Source organism: Mycobacteroides sp. CBMA 271 (genome assembly GCF_009729205.1).
Taxonomy (GTDB): Bacteria; Actinomycetota; Actinomycetes; order Mycobacteriales; family Mycobacteriaceae; genus Mycobacterium.
On record NZ_VTHB01000005.1, the window covers coordinates 291,178 to 306,223 of the forward strand.

Sequence of the window (15,046 nt, forward strand, 5' to 3'; positions counted from 1 at the left end):
CGTTGACGTGTTGTGCTCCAAGCCCTTCACGCTTCGCGCAAGCGGCTCATCTGAACCGATGCTCTTCGCGCAAGCGGCTCATAGCCAGATTCTCGCGCAGGCTCATTCAACCCGCGAGCGCGGGTCACCTACTGGGGGGTCACTGACTGAATAGTCGCTGCAGTTCGGTGAACCACGGGATGACAACAGCCAATGTGGGCACCACCAAGATCGCTGCAGCGGCGGCGTAGGCGCTACAGGACAACGCCAGGCTGTTGCCGCGACCGCCTAGGCGGCGGACCCGGATGAGAGTGGTAGGTCCACCCGCGGCCATCGCGCCAACCGGGGTTGGTCCGCCCGCACACGCAACCAGCGCGCGGGCCAGGGGAGTGGGCCCGGCGGTGCGTACCGCGGCGTCGTCGGCAAGCAACTCGACCAACAGTTTGACCGCGTCCAGCGCATTCTTGCTACGGACGATCACGGGGAACGCGTCGTGGACGGCGGTGAAGGCCTCCAACACCAGGTCATGGCGCGCCCGCAAGTGGGCACGCTCGTGCGCGACGATCGCGGCCACTTCGTTATGTCCCAGCGTGCTCAGCGTCCCCTCACTGACGACCACGCGGCTGCGCACACCCGGCAGGCAATAGGCCAGGGGCTCGTCGACCTCGAGCACGCGCACGTCGTGATCGCGACGGCGATGAATGTCGTAACCACCGCGCCAGTTCTCGCAATAACCCTTGTGGTCGAGCAGATCGACGATCGCGCGATGGTGGGCCCGGCGGCGCCTCGTCCGGACACCCACGCGAATGACCGACACCATCAGCCGAATACCGATGAGAATCGTGATGGCGAATACCGCCACGTAGAACAGCCACAAACCCCAACCGAGACGGTCGATTTCACCGGTGATCGTGGCGGTCGGGTGACCATCTGGGCCTGGGACCAGAAGCCGGCTCGCCACCGCCAGCCCGGCGCTGAATGCCGAGAGAACAGCAGCAGCGGCGATGGCTTGCCACAGAACCATGGCGGCCCGGGGTGCGCGGTACGGCCAGCGCGCACGCGCAAGCAACGCCGGTACGGGACCGGTCAGGAGCAGCGCGAGAATCGCGAACGCCAGGGCGGACACATCACTAGTGTCCCTTACGGGGTGGGGCGACCGCCAGCAGATGGATCTTTCGCTTCGAGCTCGGCCAGGGCGCGACGCAACGCATCGGCCTCATCGGGGCCTACGCGCTCCACGAAGTGCACCAATGCCGCCTCGCGAGCACCCGAATTGTTGGCCTGCGCTAGCGCATCGACCATCAGGCCCGCCACCAGCTCGTCGCGGCCGTGAACCGGGGCATAGCGATGCGCACGGTCGTCGCGATGCTGGACCACCAGGTCCTTCTTGGCAAGACGCTGCAAAACGGTCATCACGGTCGTATAGGCGAGGTCTCGCCGCGCCGATAATGCCTCGTGGACCTGACGCACAGTCTGGGGTTCGGGCGAGGACCACAGATGGTCCATCACCGCGCGTTCGAGTTCGCCCAGGCGTGCCATTCCGAACATTCTACGTTCACCTCCGACGCAATGCCGTACTACATGGAGTCGTACTACTCCTGACAGCCAACGAACCGGGACGCGACCTTGTTCCTCGGGCCGATCCGGTCTCGCTCTACTCCCGCGCTGCGGGCGGCCACCTATCGGCGCAGCCCGATGATCAGGAGCTTCGGTGAGGGCTGTCACAACACCCGCACCTGGCGATGTCATCCTACATGTGGTTAGGCTTACCTATCTTGTCTACGTGAAGGGAGGCTGCCACGGTGACGCTGGCACTCGACGACCCACTTATTGCGGGGATGTCCATCCGCCAATCACTGGCGCTGCACGAATCCAGCGTGCGGCTCCGCGAGCTGTACCCGGAATGTCCGCGGGCCTACGGCGTAGCAGTGATGTCCGATGTGGGACGGCGCCGCTGGTGGCCGCTCGCTCGTGCGCTGAACACCGATCGGCTTGAGCAGATGTACGCCCGGGCCATCGAGGAGACCGGCAGTGACTCTGTCGCCGTTCATCAGCTCGCGGACGCCCTCGTTCACACCGTGGTCGGCAGATTGGTGGCCCTGGTCGTCCTGGAAGGACGCGCCTGGGATCCGGGCCTGGGTAACCTATGGGTCTACTTCGACTCCGAAGGGTGCATCGACTGGGCCGGCGTCGTCGACCCCACGTTGCGCGTGTTGCCCGACGATCCAGATCGGGACCGCGAGCAGGTTGTCGTCTTTCCCAGCGAGGACGCACTCGCCGCCTGGACCGCACATCGATGCCACCGCGCCCTGGCCCCGTTGTTCACACGGTTGTCGGACATCAGTTCCGGCGCAATGGAAATCGGCCAGATGTGGCAGCTGGTCGGTTCGACCGTGGTAGGAGCGGCGACCCATGTCCCGCTGCTGGCACGGTCGAGCGAGACCGACGGGATGCGCCGTGGGCAGGCGATCCTCGACCGCTTCATGACACTCGGCTTGCCTGTCCGCCACAAAGGTATTGCAATTTAGGGCAGCCTTGCCTATCCTCATTTATGTCGAACGCGCAATTGCGCGACCAGACACCCGGACCGCCGCGGAGTCCTGAGGGCTGCAGAGACCCCCGGTCCATACGAAGGAAGGGCCTCACGTGCTTCGGCACGTGGGGCCCTTCTTCGTTGTCGGGCGCTGCACTGATATGAACATCGAATGCCAGACACGTCGGAGCACCTCAGCAAGATGCCCACCTCGCCATTCGACAAACTGGTGGGCCTCGAATACACATCGCTGACACCCGACGGAGTGTCGGCCACCCTGACCATCACCGAAAGCCTGCTGCAACCCAATGGGATCGTGCACGGCGGCGTGTACTGCTCGGTGGTGGAGAGCGTGGCGAGCGTGTCGGGGTTCATCTGGCGGGCCAATGTGCTGGGGGAGGAAAGCCCCGTGGTCGGCGTCAACAACAACACCGACTTTCTTCGTGCCATCTCCGCGGGCACACTCACCGCGACCTCAGCCCCGATTCACCGGGGCAGACGACAGCAGCTGTGGCTCGTCACCATCGCCGACCACGAGGATCGGACGATCGCACGCGGTCAGGTGCGGCTGCAGAACTTGTGAGACCCGGGTGGGCGCGACCCCCGTGCGCCCACCCGAGCTCATTTCGAGAGATGGCGACCAGCCCCCCGATGGTCGGGTCGCCACCCTCGTCCCCCTGCCCGGATCCAAGGTCCCCACCTGGACCCGGGGAGCTCTTGCTAGCTGAGCTGCAGCTTGTCGACGATCCTGTCGGCCATCTTCTGCACCAGCAGTTTTGAGTTGCTTTGTGCGCAAACCTGCGTCTGCACAATCACATTCGCGACGCCGTTGTACGACACGAAGCAGCGGAAGTTACTCGAGCCGTAGGCGACCGACCAGGTCACCTTCTTGGACGTCGACGCCGAGACCGACACCGTCATGGGCACCTTCTGCCCGGCCGGATCGGTGAAGTTGTATGTCTTACCGTCACAACCCTTTATCTCGCCAGCAGCCTGCTCGAACTGCTTCTGTGCGGCGTCCCGGTCCTTGTATGCCGCGATCCCCTGATAGACCTGCGCATCGGGTTTCTTGGCATCGTCTCCGAGTAACATCTCGGTCGCGCGGAACGCCTCGAAATCGGTCCCCACCGACTCCACGGTGAGCCCCTGCGTCGCATTGCAACTCGCGTCGTCGGACTCGGTGGCCGTGAAGGGCTTGTCCCGCTTGTTTGTCTTGGCGACATTTGTATCGAAGACCGTCGAGATTTCCTCGTCGGTGAACATCGCCGAAACCATGGCGTCCGCAGAGATCTTGTCCTGGCCGGGCCATCCGGTCAGACCGGCCGGACCACTGCTGGTGGGCGCCGGAGCCGGCGCGTTGACCGTCCGCGATGTCGTAGTGGACGCTGCCGTTGACGTTTCGGTGGCCTCCTGCCGACCGGCGCATCCAGCCAGCGCCAGTGCGCCGACCGCCGTCGCGCACAACACCTTCACCCCAGTACGTGTCATCCGGCCCCCTGCCGTGCTCGTGGCGCTCATGCCGGAATCCATTCCGCCATGCGGTCAACGATCGCGGTCAACGCCGGCGCTCCATTGCCCGCTTGGCACAGCCGCGTACCGAAGATCACATTGTTTTTGGCCCGGTACTCGAAAAAGCACCGCCACGCCGATGGCTTCCCGTCATTGAGCTGCTGCTCGACCCATTTCGCCGTCTTCCCGTCAGCAGCAAAACTCTCCACCCTCCAGTCGAGGTCGCCGGTCGGCTGTTCGGTGTCGACGCAGCTCTTCAAGGAGTCCGGAAAGGCCTTCTTCAACTGGTCGGCCGCGGTCTTCGCATCGGCGAACAGCACCACGGCTTGCCACACGATGTGGTCGTACCGATCCTTTGATTCCTTCTGAACGGTGTGCCGGTACGTCGTCCACTCGTCGCCCAGAACGTCGGTGAACGGTCCCGCCAGCGCCTGACATTTGCCGCTTCTCGGCGAATCCTCCGGACGCGAACTCTTCACCTCAAAGGTCAGCGGCGAGCCGACAATCTTGCCGGCGTCATCGGCAGAGATCAGCATGGCTTCGGCCTTCTCCGGGGTAACAACCACCGGCGGAGGCGGTTCCAGCGACGTCGTGATGGACGGGGCAGTGGTCTTGGGGCTCGTCGGGGACAAGGCGTCGTGCGAGTCACCCTGCACGGTCGATGTCGCGGTCGCACCTACCGGAATCGGTTTGATCCCGCCCGAGTCGGTGCCACAACTCACCGCGAGCATCGCTACCAGGCCAACCCCTGCGGCGGCCAACACGTGACGCATCCAAATCCCTCCCTGTCGACATCAGACGCAATTCGACCCAAATCATGGCTACATCGGATCGCTCGCGCCTAGTGTTACACGCCCGTCCCGACGACTGACTTACTTCGGCTTGGTGGCCGCCGCCATCCTGTCCATGATCGCCTTGACCGTGGGCACTCCGTTTCCTTGCTGGCAGACCATCGCCGAGAAGAGCAGGTTGTCGATGATGCGCACCTCTGTCGCGCAACGTGACCCCGAGGGTTGACCGTCGGCGAGATGGTCAAGTACCCATAGCGCACGGTCTTCGGTGACTTCCCGCACATTTGCCCGCCAGGTAGCCGTATCTGTCTTCAGTTCCTCACCCGTGCACTCACGTACTGTGGCGGGGAACTCCTTCGAATAGGTTTCCCGCGCATCATCTTTCGCTTGATACAGCAGAACACGCTGAATGACCAAGTGATCGAAGGTGTCCTTGGCCTCCTGGTACCACACGTTGCGATAGGTCGTCCATTTACTGCCGATGTCAGTTGTCAAGGGCACCAGTAGAGCTCGGCACGATGCCTTGCCCTCCGCGGTCGACGATTGCGGATCCGAGGCCTTGCCCTCGTAATCGAGCGCGGACCCGACAAGTTCGGCGACGTCGTCCTTCGGGATGATGAGGGAGTTGGCCTTCTCGGGAGTGATCGTGCCTACCGAAGCGGATGTCGACGTCTTCGACGCACTGGAAACCGGCGACGGCACGGATGTCACCGGTTTCTGCTGAGCATCTCCGAAGAAGGAACATCCCGCCAGGACAACCGCCGCGCACGCGGCAACGACGGCCTGCCGGTGCACCAAACGTCTCGTCACGATCATTCCTTTCACTCCGGGATCCATGCGGCGATGCGGTCGGTAATGGTTGTGAGCCCCGGAACGCCGTCGCCGTACTGGCATAGGTACCCCCCGAAAAGCACGTTGTTCTTGGTGCGGAAGTCGAAGAAGCAATGCCAGGGGGAGCCGCCTTCTTTGACCTGAAGCTGTGCCCATTTGGCCGCAGTATCGGTAATTTCCGTGATGCCGCTGATTTTCCACTTGTCATCCCCCGTGGAAATCTGCGCGTCCGGGCACGTTTTCAGTGCGGATACGGGGTACGCCTGAGCGAATGCCGCGGCAGCCTCCTCACGAGTGGCGTAAAGGACGGCCACCTGACCCACGATGTACGCGGTGTTGTCCTTCGACTCGCGGTAATAATTCCAGCGGTAGGTCGTCCATTCGGATCCCAATTGGCGGGCCCGCGGATAGTCCAGATTCGTGCACTCCGGTGGACCATTGATCACATCGGTTGCCGGTGTCGATTGGTTGTTGTCGTACTCGAAGGTGGTTCCCAGAATCTTCCCGACCTCGGCGCGCGAACTCAGGATCGAGTCGATCTTGTCCGGTGTGACTACCAGAGGTGGGGGTGCAGGCGCCTTTGTGGTGGTGGGGACGGACTGGGGAGTCGACGTGCCTGCGGTCATCGGCATATCGGCAGCACTTGTGGATGGCGCCGCGACCGGCTTTATCCCCTCGCTAGGTTGGCTGCACCCGGTCATCAGCACCGCGGCCGACGCCACGCACCTCAACATCGTTCCGTACCGCATCGCGCACCCTCCTGATCGACTCCACACACGACGAGCTGAAGAGGATTCTCGCATTCAAGATCGCGACTGCACGGCAGAACTCACCGCTGTTGTAGTCCAGCGGTGAAAGTGCCCGGTGACCCGGTTCGTGGCAGGATCGCCCCTTATGCGATTGACCCCGCACGAGCAGGAACGGCTGCTCATCTCGTACGCGGCGGAACTGGCACGACGACGCCAGTCCCGAGGCCTGCGCCTGAACCATCCCGAAGCCATTGCGATCATCACCGACCATCTCCTGGAAGGTGCCCGGGACGGAAGGACGGTCTCGGAATTGATGGTCAGTGGTCGCGAGGTGCTCGGTCCCGCAGACGTCATGGACGGTGTGCCCGAGATGATTCCGGATGTCCAGGTAGAGGCCACGTTCCCCGACGGCACGAAACTCGTTACCGTGCATCACCCGATCGGATGAGTCAGATGATCCCGGGTGAATACCTGTTCGCGCAGGACGACATCGAGCTCAACGCGGGCGCCACCGTCATCGAGCTCGGCGTGGTAAACACCGGAGACCGACCGGTGCAGGTGGGCAGCCACGTTCACTTCCCACAGTCCAATCCAGCCCTCGACTTCGACCGCGCCGCCGCACACGGCCATCGGTTGCACATCCCCGCGGGTACCGCGGTGCGTTTTGAACCCGGTATCGCCCAGCGAGTTCGGCTGGTACCGCTGGGCGGTCGCCGGGAGGTCCACGGGCTGACCCTCGATGCACCGGGCAAGCTGGACGTTGATGAGCCGCTTGCGCAAAGAACATCGAACGTCGATGAGCCTCTTGCGCGAAGAGCGTCGAACAAAGGTGACCCCGCATGACCAGGCTCACGAGAGAGCACTACGCCAAGCTGTACGGCCCCACCACCGGTGATCGCATCCGATTGGCCGATACCGATCTACTCATCGAGATCACCGAAGATCGCTGCGGCGGACCCGGCCTGGCGGGCGAGGAGGCGGTCTTTGGCGGCGGCAAGGTGCTGCGGGAGTCGATGGGGCAGAGCCGGCTGACACGCGCCGAAGGAGCCCCCGACACCGTCATCACCGGCGCCGTAATCATCGACCACTGGGGAATAATCAAGGCCGACATAGGCATTCGCGATGGCCGCATCGTCGGCATCGGCAAAGCCGGCAACCCCGACATTATGAACGGGGTACATCCTCGGCTGATCGTCGGACCGTCGACGGAGATTATCGCCGGCAATGACCGGATCATCACGGCGGGCGGCATCGACTGTCATGTCCACTTCATCTGTCCGCAGCTGGTCGACGAAGCCATCGGCGGCGGCATCACCACCATGATCGGCGGCGGCACCGGCCCCGCCGAGGGTAGTAAAGCCACCACAGTGACGCCCGGCGCATGGCATTTGGGGCGAATGCTGCAAGCCCTGGACCAGTGGCCGGTGAACGTGCTGCTGCTCGGCAAGGGCAACACCGTCAACCCCGAATCCATGTGGGAGCAGTTACGGGGCGGCGCAGCGGGTTTCAAGCTGCACGAGGACTGGGGTACCACCCCCGCGGTAATCGACGCCTGCCTGCGCGTCGCGGATGAAGCCGACGTTCAGGTCGCGCTGCATTCGGACACCCTCAACGAAACAGGTTTCGTCGAAGGCACTCTCGAGGCGATCGGCGGGCGCGCGATTCATGCGTACCACACCGAGGGCGCCGGCGGAGGCCACGCTCCGGACATTATCACCGTGGCCAGCCACCCGAATGTGATGCCGAGCTCCACCAATCCCACGCGCCCGCACACCGTCAACACCCTCGACGAGCATCTCGACATGCTCATGGTCTGCCATCACCTCAACGCCGCCGTGCCGGAAGATCTTGCCTTTGCGGAGAGCCGGATTCGTCCGTCCACCATCGCGGCCGAGGATCTGCTGCACGATATCGGCGCCATCTCGATGATCGGCAGCGACAGCCAGGCGATGGGACGCATCGGCGAAGTGGTGATGCGCACGTGGCAGACCGCACACGTCATGAAGAAACGCCGTGGCGCACTGGAAGGAGACCCTTCCGGGGCCAACGGCAACGACAACAATCGAGTGCGCCGGTACGTCGCGAAATACACCATCTGCCCGGCGATTACCCATGGCATCGACCACGAGCTGGGTTCGGTGGAGGTCGGCAAGCTGGCCGATCTAGTGCTGTGGGAACCCGCATTCTTCGGCGTGCGACCGCACGTGGTCATCAAGGGTGGCGCTATCGCATGGGCCGCCATGGGTGACGCCAATGCCTCCATCCCCACCCCACAACCCGTGCTGCCACGGCCGATGTTCGGCGCCATGCCCAACGTGGCGCCCGGCTTGGCCGTGCATTTTGTGTCACCAACAGCGATTGAAGACGACCTGGCGGCCCGGCTTTCCTTGCGGCGCAGGCTGGTTCCCACGCGTAACGTGCGCCATCGCGGCAAGGCAGACCTGCCGATGAATGACGCGATGCCGGATATCCGGGTAGATCCCGATACCTTCACGGTGCGCATCGACGGCGAAGTATGGCAAGAGCAGCCGGCAACCGAGCTGCCCATGGCGCAGCGATATTTCCTGTTCTGATGGGCGCCTCGGATACGTGCGCGACCACCGCACTGCTGTTGACACTGGCCGATTCCCGGTTGCCTACTGGTTCGCATGTGCACTCCGGCGGGGTGGAGGAGGCCATCGCCCAGGGGCTCGTCCGGGACTGCGCCACACTCAATGCGTATCTGCGACGGCGTATCCGGACCCACGGCCTGGTCGCCGGGTCTCTTGCCGCGGCCATCACGACCGGTCGGCTTGATCCGATACGGGCCGATGCCGAAACGGATGCGCGCACACCGTCCCGGGCCGCCCGGGACGCCTCCCGCGCCCAGGGCCGTGGGCTGCGGCGATTGGCCGCGCGCGCCTGGCCACATATCGATTGGAGCCCGCACGGTTCGCAGCCCCATCTGGCGGTCGTGTACGGGATCATCGGAGCGGCAACGGGGTTGACGGGACGCGACGTCGCCCTCGTGGTCGTCTACACCACGCTCACCGGGTCGGCCACCGCCGGCCAGCGACTGCTGGCTCTGGACCCGGCCGAGGTAGCGGTGGGCACACTGGCCCTGACGGTTTTGTGTGAGGAGACAGCAACCCTGGCCGCCACCGAACTTGCCAGCCTGTCCGACCCACTGCTCGACGCGCTTGCCGAGCAACACCTGACACGCGAACGGCCCCTGTTTGTTTCGTAGTTAATGGAGATTGGAACCGAGGATCTTAAAATGCCACCACACCTCCTGGACGGCCAGCCGCACCAGCACATCGACCGGCCGCGACGCATTCGCCAACCGGGGGAGCCGCTGCGCATTGGGGTGGGCGGACCCGTGGGATCCGGTAAGACCGCATTGGTCGCCGCGCTGTGCCGCACACTGCGCGACGAGATCTCGGTGGCGGTCCTCACCAACGACATCTACACCACCGAGGACGCTGACTTCCTGCGTCGGCACGCCGTGCTTCCCGATGAGCGCATCACCGCGGTGCAAACCGGCGGCTGTCCGCATACCGCCATCCGAGACGACATCACGGCGAATCTGGATGCCATCGAAGATCTGATCGCCGCCAACGATCCGCTCGACCTCATCCTCGTCGAATCGGGCGGCGACAACCTCACGGCGACCTTTTCCTCGGGCCTGATCGACGTGCAGATCTTCGTCGTGGATGTCGCCGGCGGTGACAAGGTGCCGCGCAAAGGCGGTCCCGGCGTGACCTTCTCGGATCTACTCGTCATCAACAAGACCGACCTGGCTCCCATGGTGGGCGCCGATCTGGGCGTGATGGCGCGCGACGCGACGGCGGTCCGTGAGGGACGCCCTACTGCGATGATCTCGTTGACCGAGGATCCGACGGCCGCCGAGGTGCTGGCATGGGTGCGTAGCCATCTGGGTGAGCCGCTTGCGCGAACATCAACAAATCCCCATGCGCACTGACGTCGAGATCATCGCGGAGAAGGGCAGACTGCCGCGGCTGCGCTGCTCGGGAAGCCTGCAGGCTCGACTCACCGCCACCGATACCGTTCACCTAGTAGGAGTTGCCGCGAATCCGCTTGGTGGCGACGAGATTTCTGTGCGCATCGACGTTGGCGAGGGCGCGGCGCTGCGGGTGCGATCGGTGGCGGCGGCGGTGGCGCTACCCGGCCGCACGACGGTCCGATCGTCGATGACGTGGAATTGCACGGTCCAGGGCGACCTGGATCTCGATCCGGCACTCACCATTGTGGCGGCCAACGCATCCCATCATTCCCACGTCACCGTGCACGCACAGGCGAGCGCGACTCTGCGCCTGCGCGAACGCGTGCAGATCGGCAGGACGGGGGAGGCTGGAAAGTTTTCGGGGTTCTGGAGCGGACAGCTCGATGCCGACATCGATGATCGTCCCCTGCTGCGGCATTGCATCGAACTGGGGGCGGGATCGGTGACCGATGACGAGTTGGGCAGTCCGCTCGCACTGATCAGCGAACTGCGCTATCCGACAATGCATCTGGTCGACCAGCAGCCGGCCGATGCCACCGTGCTGCACCTCGCGGGCGACGCCACCCTACTCACCTGGCAGGGACGGCGCCTACCCGCCGAGCAGCACAGAATAGCTCCCCAGATCTAGCTAGCGGCCTTTTCCGCTTCCCGCGCAACCTCGTCCGCGGATTCCTCATCGCCACTCTTCTCCGCGACAAGCTCCTCAAGTTGATCCAAACGTGTTCGCGCCCAAGCCTGCTGCTCGGTGATCGCCATCTGGCCGCGCGAGCGCGTCATGAAAGCGACGGACCACAGGATCAGGGTTACCAGCCTGTTCTTGAACCCGACGAGGTACACCAGGTGCAGCGCAAGCCAGCTGAGCCAGGCGATGAATCCACTGAACTCCAGCTTGCCGATCTTGACGACCGCGTTGTAGCGGGACACCGTCGCCATCGACCCCTTGTCGAAGAACTTGAACGGGGTGCGGTCCTCCGCGCTGCGACCGTTCAGCTCTGCCTTGATCTGCTTGGCGGCATAGCGCCCACCCTGAATGGCGCCCTGCGCGACACCCGGCACGCCATCGACCGCCATCATGTCGCCAACCACAAACACGTTGGGATGACCGGGAATCGATAGATCCGACTCCACCTTGACGCGGCCGGAGCGGTCCAGCTCGACACCCGACTGCTCGGCCAGATTCTTGCCGAGGGGGCTCGCCGAGACACCCGCAGACCACACCTTGCACCATGACTCAATGCGCTCCACGGTGCCGTCGGAATGCTTGACGGTCAGTCCGTTGCGGTCCACATCGGTGACCATCGCACCCAATTGGATTTCCACGCCCAGCTGCTCCAACCGCTTGGCGGCCTTAGCGCCCAGCTTCGCACCGAAGGGCGGCAACACTGCGGGCGCAGCGTCCAGCAGAATGACCCGAGCGTCGGTGGGATCGATGTGGCGGAAGGTGCCCTTGAGGGTCTCGTTGGCCAATTCGGCGATTTGCCCGGCCATTTCAACACCGGTGGGACCGGCACCCACCACGGTGAAGGTCATCAGTTTGCGGCGCCGGACCGGGTCGCTGGACCGTTCGGCCTGTTCGAAGGCGCCGAGGATGCGTCCGCGCAGCTCGAGAGCGTCATCAATGGACTTCATCCCCGGGGCCCACTCGGCAAAGTGGTCATTCCCGAAGTACGACTGACCCGCACCGGCCGCGACGATCAGGCTGTCGTACGGCGTCGAATAGTCATGACCGAGCAGCGCAGAGTGGACGATCTGATTCTTCAGGTCGATGCTCGTCACATCGCCGAGCACCACCTGCGCGTTGTGCTGATCCTTCAGGATCTGACGGGTCGGCGGAGCGATCTCTCCTTCGGAGATGATCCCCGTCGCGACCTGGTACAGCAGCGGCTGGAAGAGGTGATGCGTAGTGCGCGCGATGAGGGTGACGTCGACGTTGGCGCGTTTGAGTGTCTTGGCGGCGGTCAGGCCCCCGAATCCCGAGCCGATGATGACCACCCGGTGGGTGGGTGTCAGCGCGTCCTTGATCTTGGACTTCGGAGCCGCAATGCCGGCGACATCGGGCTGGGAATTGGCGACAGTAGGCACCGCAGGGCCGGCGGCGTCCGGTGTCGTGCTCATCGATCACTCCTCATTGAATGGCGTCTCAACTGGGCTTATTCACCTTGGTTGACACTTGGTGCAACACCCCAACCGTAGTCGGGATTTCCATGCACGTCGCGTCAGTTAGTTTAGCGAAATATCTCACATGTTCTCGGGCCGCCAGCCCGGATCACGTCCCGACATGGCGAGCATGTGGTCGAACCGTGGGGCACCCGGGGAAATCGGCACCTGCGGTCCAAACAGTCCGGGTATGCCGCTGTCGGAGGCAAGCGCGCTGACAAACCCGTACAGACCCGGATCGGTGCCTGCGGGCAGCTCGAACGGTTGACCGGTCGCGGTCGCCAAGTCCCAGCCGTGCAGCACCAATTCATCCAGCGTCACCATCGCCACCTGATCGTTGGGCATGACGTTTCCGGCAACGGTCGACTCGCCATCCCACGACCCTGGCTGCGCCCAGGTCTCGACGAGGTCGGTCAGGCGCCGCGGCAGCAGCGTGCGCCACTGCGGATCGAGATCCTCGGTGAACGACGGGCCCGACGCTTCAAAGCCCGCCGCCGCTGCCTCCTCGGGCGCAGCCATGTATCGGAACGCCAACGACAGGCCCATCAGGTGATTGAGCAGCGCGCGAACCGTGAGTTCGGTACACGGCGTCCGATCGCTCAATTGGTCGTCCGACACTCCGGGAAGAAGCGCTGCTACGGCCGAAGCGGCGGGCTGCAAGCTGAACGGTGCGTCCATATCGCACATCCTGCCGAAGGATCGCGCGATACAGGCCGAATCCGACCGACTAGTCCTTGAACAGCGGGCGAAGAGTGTTGCCGATCAGCTCCACCACGCCAGGAACGTGCCCGTTGGCCGTCGCGTTGAGGGTCACGGAGTCGATTCCCTGGTCGAGGACTCGAGTTTGCACCTGCTCGGCGATTTCATCGGGACTACCCACCAGCGTGCGTCCGAGCACCTGCGCCCGAACGTCGTCGGGCAGGGTCTCCAGGTCCAGACCGTTCTTGCGCAACTGTTCGGCGGCCAATTTCCAGGCCGTCGTCGAATCGTCGTCGATGAACACCGAGAAGAAGGCGGAGGTTTCGAGGGTCGCAGGGTCGCGTCCGGCCTCCTCGCAGCGCTGCCGCAGCACCGATAGTTTGTGCGGGAGTTCATCGAGCGAGCTGAGAAGGTTCAGGTGATCGGCGTACTTCACCGCCAGACCGAACGTCTTCTTCTCCCCGCTACCGCCGATCATGATCGGAATGTTCGGCCGGATGCGCGGCTCGTTCATCGCGGTCTCCGTACGGTAATACTTGCCCTCGAAGGTAGGCCGGTCGCCGCGGAGCATCGGCGGGATGATCTCGAGTGCCTCGCTCAACCGCTCGAAACGGTCGGTGAAGGTGCCGAACTCGAAACCGAGCTGCTGGTGTTCGAGTTCGAACCAGCCCGCACCGATACCCAGAATTGCGCGTCCACCGCTGACCACGTCGAGAGTGGTGACGGCCTTGGCCAGCAGCGTCGGGTTGCGGTACGTGTTGCCGGTGACCAGCGTGGAGAGCTGGATCGTGTCGGTAGCGCTCGCCAGTGCACCCAGAGCCGTGTAGGCCTCCAGCATGGGCTGGTCCGGGGTTCCGATCATGGGCAGCTGATAGAAGTGGTCCATCACGAAGACCGTGTCGAAGCCGGACGCCTCCGCCTCACGCGCCTGTCGGACGACGGTGGGGAAGAGTTCGGCGACGCCGGTGCCGTAGGAGAAATTGGGGATCTGATATCCGAGCCGAATGGTCACGCGGTCAGCCTACGCCCGGCCGGCCGATGCGGCATTAGCGTCTTGCCTCGCAAGGCAATTCGATGTTCTATAGCTGGAGTGCACTCCAGCTTTGGTCAGCTAACGCCGGCCGGGACGCCGCGGCTGACATGCAGGGTCTGGCCGGTGATGTGACGTGCCTGCGCGCTGGTGAGGAACAACGCCAGGCGAGCGATCTCGGCAACGACGAGATCCTGCGCATCGTCGGCGCTGTCCAGACCGTCGTAGTTGGCGTCGGCCGATTGCCCGGGAGCGATGGTGTTGATGGTGATCCCGCGGGTGCCCATCCGCTGAGCCTGTTCGGCGGTCCACGCCGACAGTGCCGCCTTGGCGGCGCTGGTTGCGCCCGACCGGTCGCGGGTGCCCAATGTGCACAGGTTGACGATGGCCGCACCGGACCGCAGGTGGTCTCCGATGGACTGCACCGTCAGCACCGCGGTCAGCACGCTGGACTCGTACCGGGACAGCCATGCTTCGCCGGTGTCGGTGAGGGTGCCCAGATGCGGGCCGGGCTCGCTCCAGACAGGGTTGGGGATGTTGATGATGGCATCGAGATGCTGGGGGAACAGCTCGACGTTCTCCTCCAGGCTGTCCGGGTCGCCGTTATCGCACACGATGGCGTCGACCTCGAGCTCCTTGGCGGCGATCTCCAGCTCATCGGCGTTGGGGCCGGTGATGACGACCCGATGGCCGGCGTTGCGGAACTCCGCAGCCACCGCCCGGCCGACTTCGTTAACCGCTCCGGTTACCAGTACGTCCATGGCG

The 15,046-nt window shown here is 64.1% G+C and carries 17 protein-coding genes and 1 pseudogene; 8 read left to right on the forward strand and 10 right to left on the reverse strand.

Going from position 1 to position 15,046, the window contains the following annotated elements:
* Positions 1-139 precede the first annotated feature (139 nt).
* Both FZI91_RS15160 and FZI91_RS15165 read right to left on the reverse strand, forming a co-directional pair.
* Entirely contained in the window at positions 140-1,105 is a 966-nt protein-coding gene (locus tag FZI91_RS15160) for a M56 family metallopeptidase (RefSeq protein ID WP_162526055.1), read from the reverse strand.
* A gap of 14 nt (positions 1,106-1,119) precedes the next feature.
* Positions 1,120-1,527: a BlaI/MecI/CopY family transcriptional regulator gene (locus FZI91_RS15165; protein WP_155939797.1), complete on the reverse strand. Its 408-nt coding sequence runs from the start codon at positions 1,525-1,527 to the stop codon at positions 1,120-1,122.
* A 290-nt stretch (positions 1,528-1,817) separates the two neighbouring features.
* Between FZI91_RS15165 and FZI91_RS15170 the strand changes: the two genes are divergently transcribed.
* Entirely contained in the window at positions 1,818-2,507 is a 690-nt protein-coding gene (locus tag FZI91_RS15170) for an iron reductase (RefSeq protein WP_239001764.1), read from the forward strand.
* Positions 2,508-2,684: 177 nt separating this feature from the next.
* Complete coding sequence (locus tag FZI91_RS15175) at positions 2,685-3,095, forward strand: PaaI family thioesterase (protein WP_155939798.1); 411 nt, start codon at positions 2,685-2,687, stop codon at positions 3,093-3,095.
* A 137-nt stretch (positions 3,096-3,232) separates the two neighbouring features.
* Here the strand turns inward: FZI91_RS15175 and FZI91_RS15180 are convergent, their stop codons facing one another.
* The 4 genes from FZI91_RS15180 to FZI91_RS15195 form a co-directional block, all read right to left on the reverse strand.
* A complete protein-coding gene (locus FZI91_RS15180; protein ID WP_155939799.1) occupies positions 3,233-4,030 on the reverse strand; it encodes a sensor domain-containing protein in 798 nt (265 codons plus the stop codon).
* Positions 4,027-4,794, reverse strand: a complete 768-nt coding sequence (locus FZI91_RS15185; protein WP_155939800.1) for a sensor domain-containing protein — start codon at positions 4,792-4,794, stop codon at positions 4,027-4,029. Before FZI91_RS15185 ends, FZI91_RS15180 begins: the two co-directional genes overlap by 4 nt.
* Before the next feature lie 99 nt (positions 4,795-4,893).
* On the reverse strand, positions 4,894-5,649 hold the full coding sequence (locus tag FZI91_RS15190) for a sensor domain-containing protein (protein ID WP_155939801.1): 756 nt from the start codon (positions 5,647-5,649) through the stop codon (positions 4,894-4,896).
* Positions 5,634-6,392, reverse strand: a complete 759-nt coding sequence (locus tag FZI91_RS15195) for a sensor domain-containing protein (RefSeq protein WP_155939802.1) — start codon at positions 6,390-6,392, stop codon at positions 5,634-5,636. Before FZI91_RS15195 ends, FZI91_RS15190 begins: the two co-directional genes overlap by 16 nt.
* Before the next feature lie 145 nt (positions 6,393-6,537).
* On the opposite strand from FZI91_RS15195, the gene FZI91_RS15200 reads away from it, so the two are divergent.
* From FZI91_RS15200 to FZI91_RS15225, 6 genes and pseudogenes are all read left to right on the forward strand, one after another.
* The gene (locus tag FZI91_RS15200; RefSeq protein ID WP_155939803.1) at positions 6,538-6,840 is read left to right on the forward strand and encodes an urease subunit gamma; all 303 of its coding nucleotides are present in this window, start codon (positions 6,538-6,540) and stop codon (positions 6,838-6,840) included.
* A gap of 5 nt (positions 6,841-6,845) precedes the next feature.
* Positions 6,846-7,151: pseudogene (locus FZI91_RS15205) on the forward strand (urease subunit beta); the annotation flags it as partial.
* Between the two features lie 80 nt (positions 7,152-7,231).
* Positions 7,232-8,965, forward strand: coding sequence for an urease subunit alpha (locus FZI91_RS15210; protein ID WP_155939804.1), 1,734 nt, complete (start codon positions 7,232-7,234; stop codon positions 8,963-8,965).
* On the forward strand, positions 8,965-9,618 hold the full coding sequence (locus tag FZI91_RS15215; RefSeq protein WP_155939805.1) for an urease accessory protein UreF: 654 nt from the start codon (positions 8,965-8,967) through the stop codon (positions 9,616-9,618). Before FZI91_RS15210 ends, FZI91_RS15215 begins: the two co-directional genes overlap by 1 nt.
* Positions 9,619-9,648: 30 nt before the next feature.
* Entirely contained in the window at positions 9,649-10,353 is a 705-nt protein-coding gene (gene ureG, locus FZI91_RS15220; protein WP_155939806.1) for an urease accessory protein UreG, read from the forward strand.
* Positions 10,343-11,023, forward strand: coding sequence for an urease accessory protein UreD (locus FZI91_RS15225; RefSeq protein ID WP_155939807.1), 681 nt, complete (start codon positions 10,343-10,345; stop codon positions 11,021-11,023). Before ureG ends, FZI91_RS15225 begins: the two co-directional genes overlap by 11 nt.
* Here FZI91_RS15225 and FZI91_RS15230 read toward each other — a convergent pair.
* The 4 genes from FZI91_RS15230 to FZI91_RS15245 form a co-directional block, all read right to left on the reverse strand.
* Positions 11,020-12,510 carry an NAD(P)/FAD-dependent oxidoreductase gene (locus FZI91_RS15230; protein WP_155939808.1) on the reverse strand — a complete coding sequence of 497 codons (1,491 nt, stop codon included), beginning with the start codon at positions 12,508-12,510 and terminating at the stop codon, positions 11,020-11,022. The genes FZI91_RS15225 and FZI91_RS15230 overlap by 4 nt on opposite strands.
* Before the next feature lie 123 nt (positions 12,511-12,633).
* Positions 12,634-13,230, reverse strand: coding sequence for a TIGR03086 family metal-binding protein (locus tag FZI91_RS15235; protein WP_155939809.1), 597 nt, complete (start codon positions 13,228-13,230; stop codon positions 12,634-12,636).
* 49 nt (positions 13,231-13,279) lie between these two features.
* A complete protein-coding gene (locus tag FZI91_RS15240) occupies positions 13,280-14,263 on the reverse strand; it encodes an LLM class F420-dependent oxidoreductase (RefSeq protein ID WP_162526053.1) in 984 nt (327 codons plus the stop codon).
* Positions 14,264-14,358: 95 nt separating this feature from the next.
* Positions 14,359-15,042, reverse strand: coding sequence for an SDR family oxidoreductase (locus FZI91_RS15245; RefSeq protein WP_155939810.1), 684 nt, complete (start codon positions 15,040-15,042; stop codon positions 14,359-14,361).
* Between the last annotated feature and the right edge of the window lie 4 nt (positions 15,043-15,046).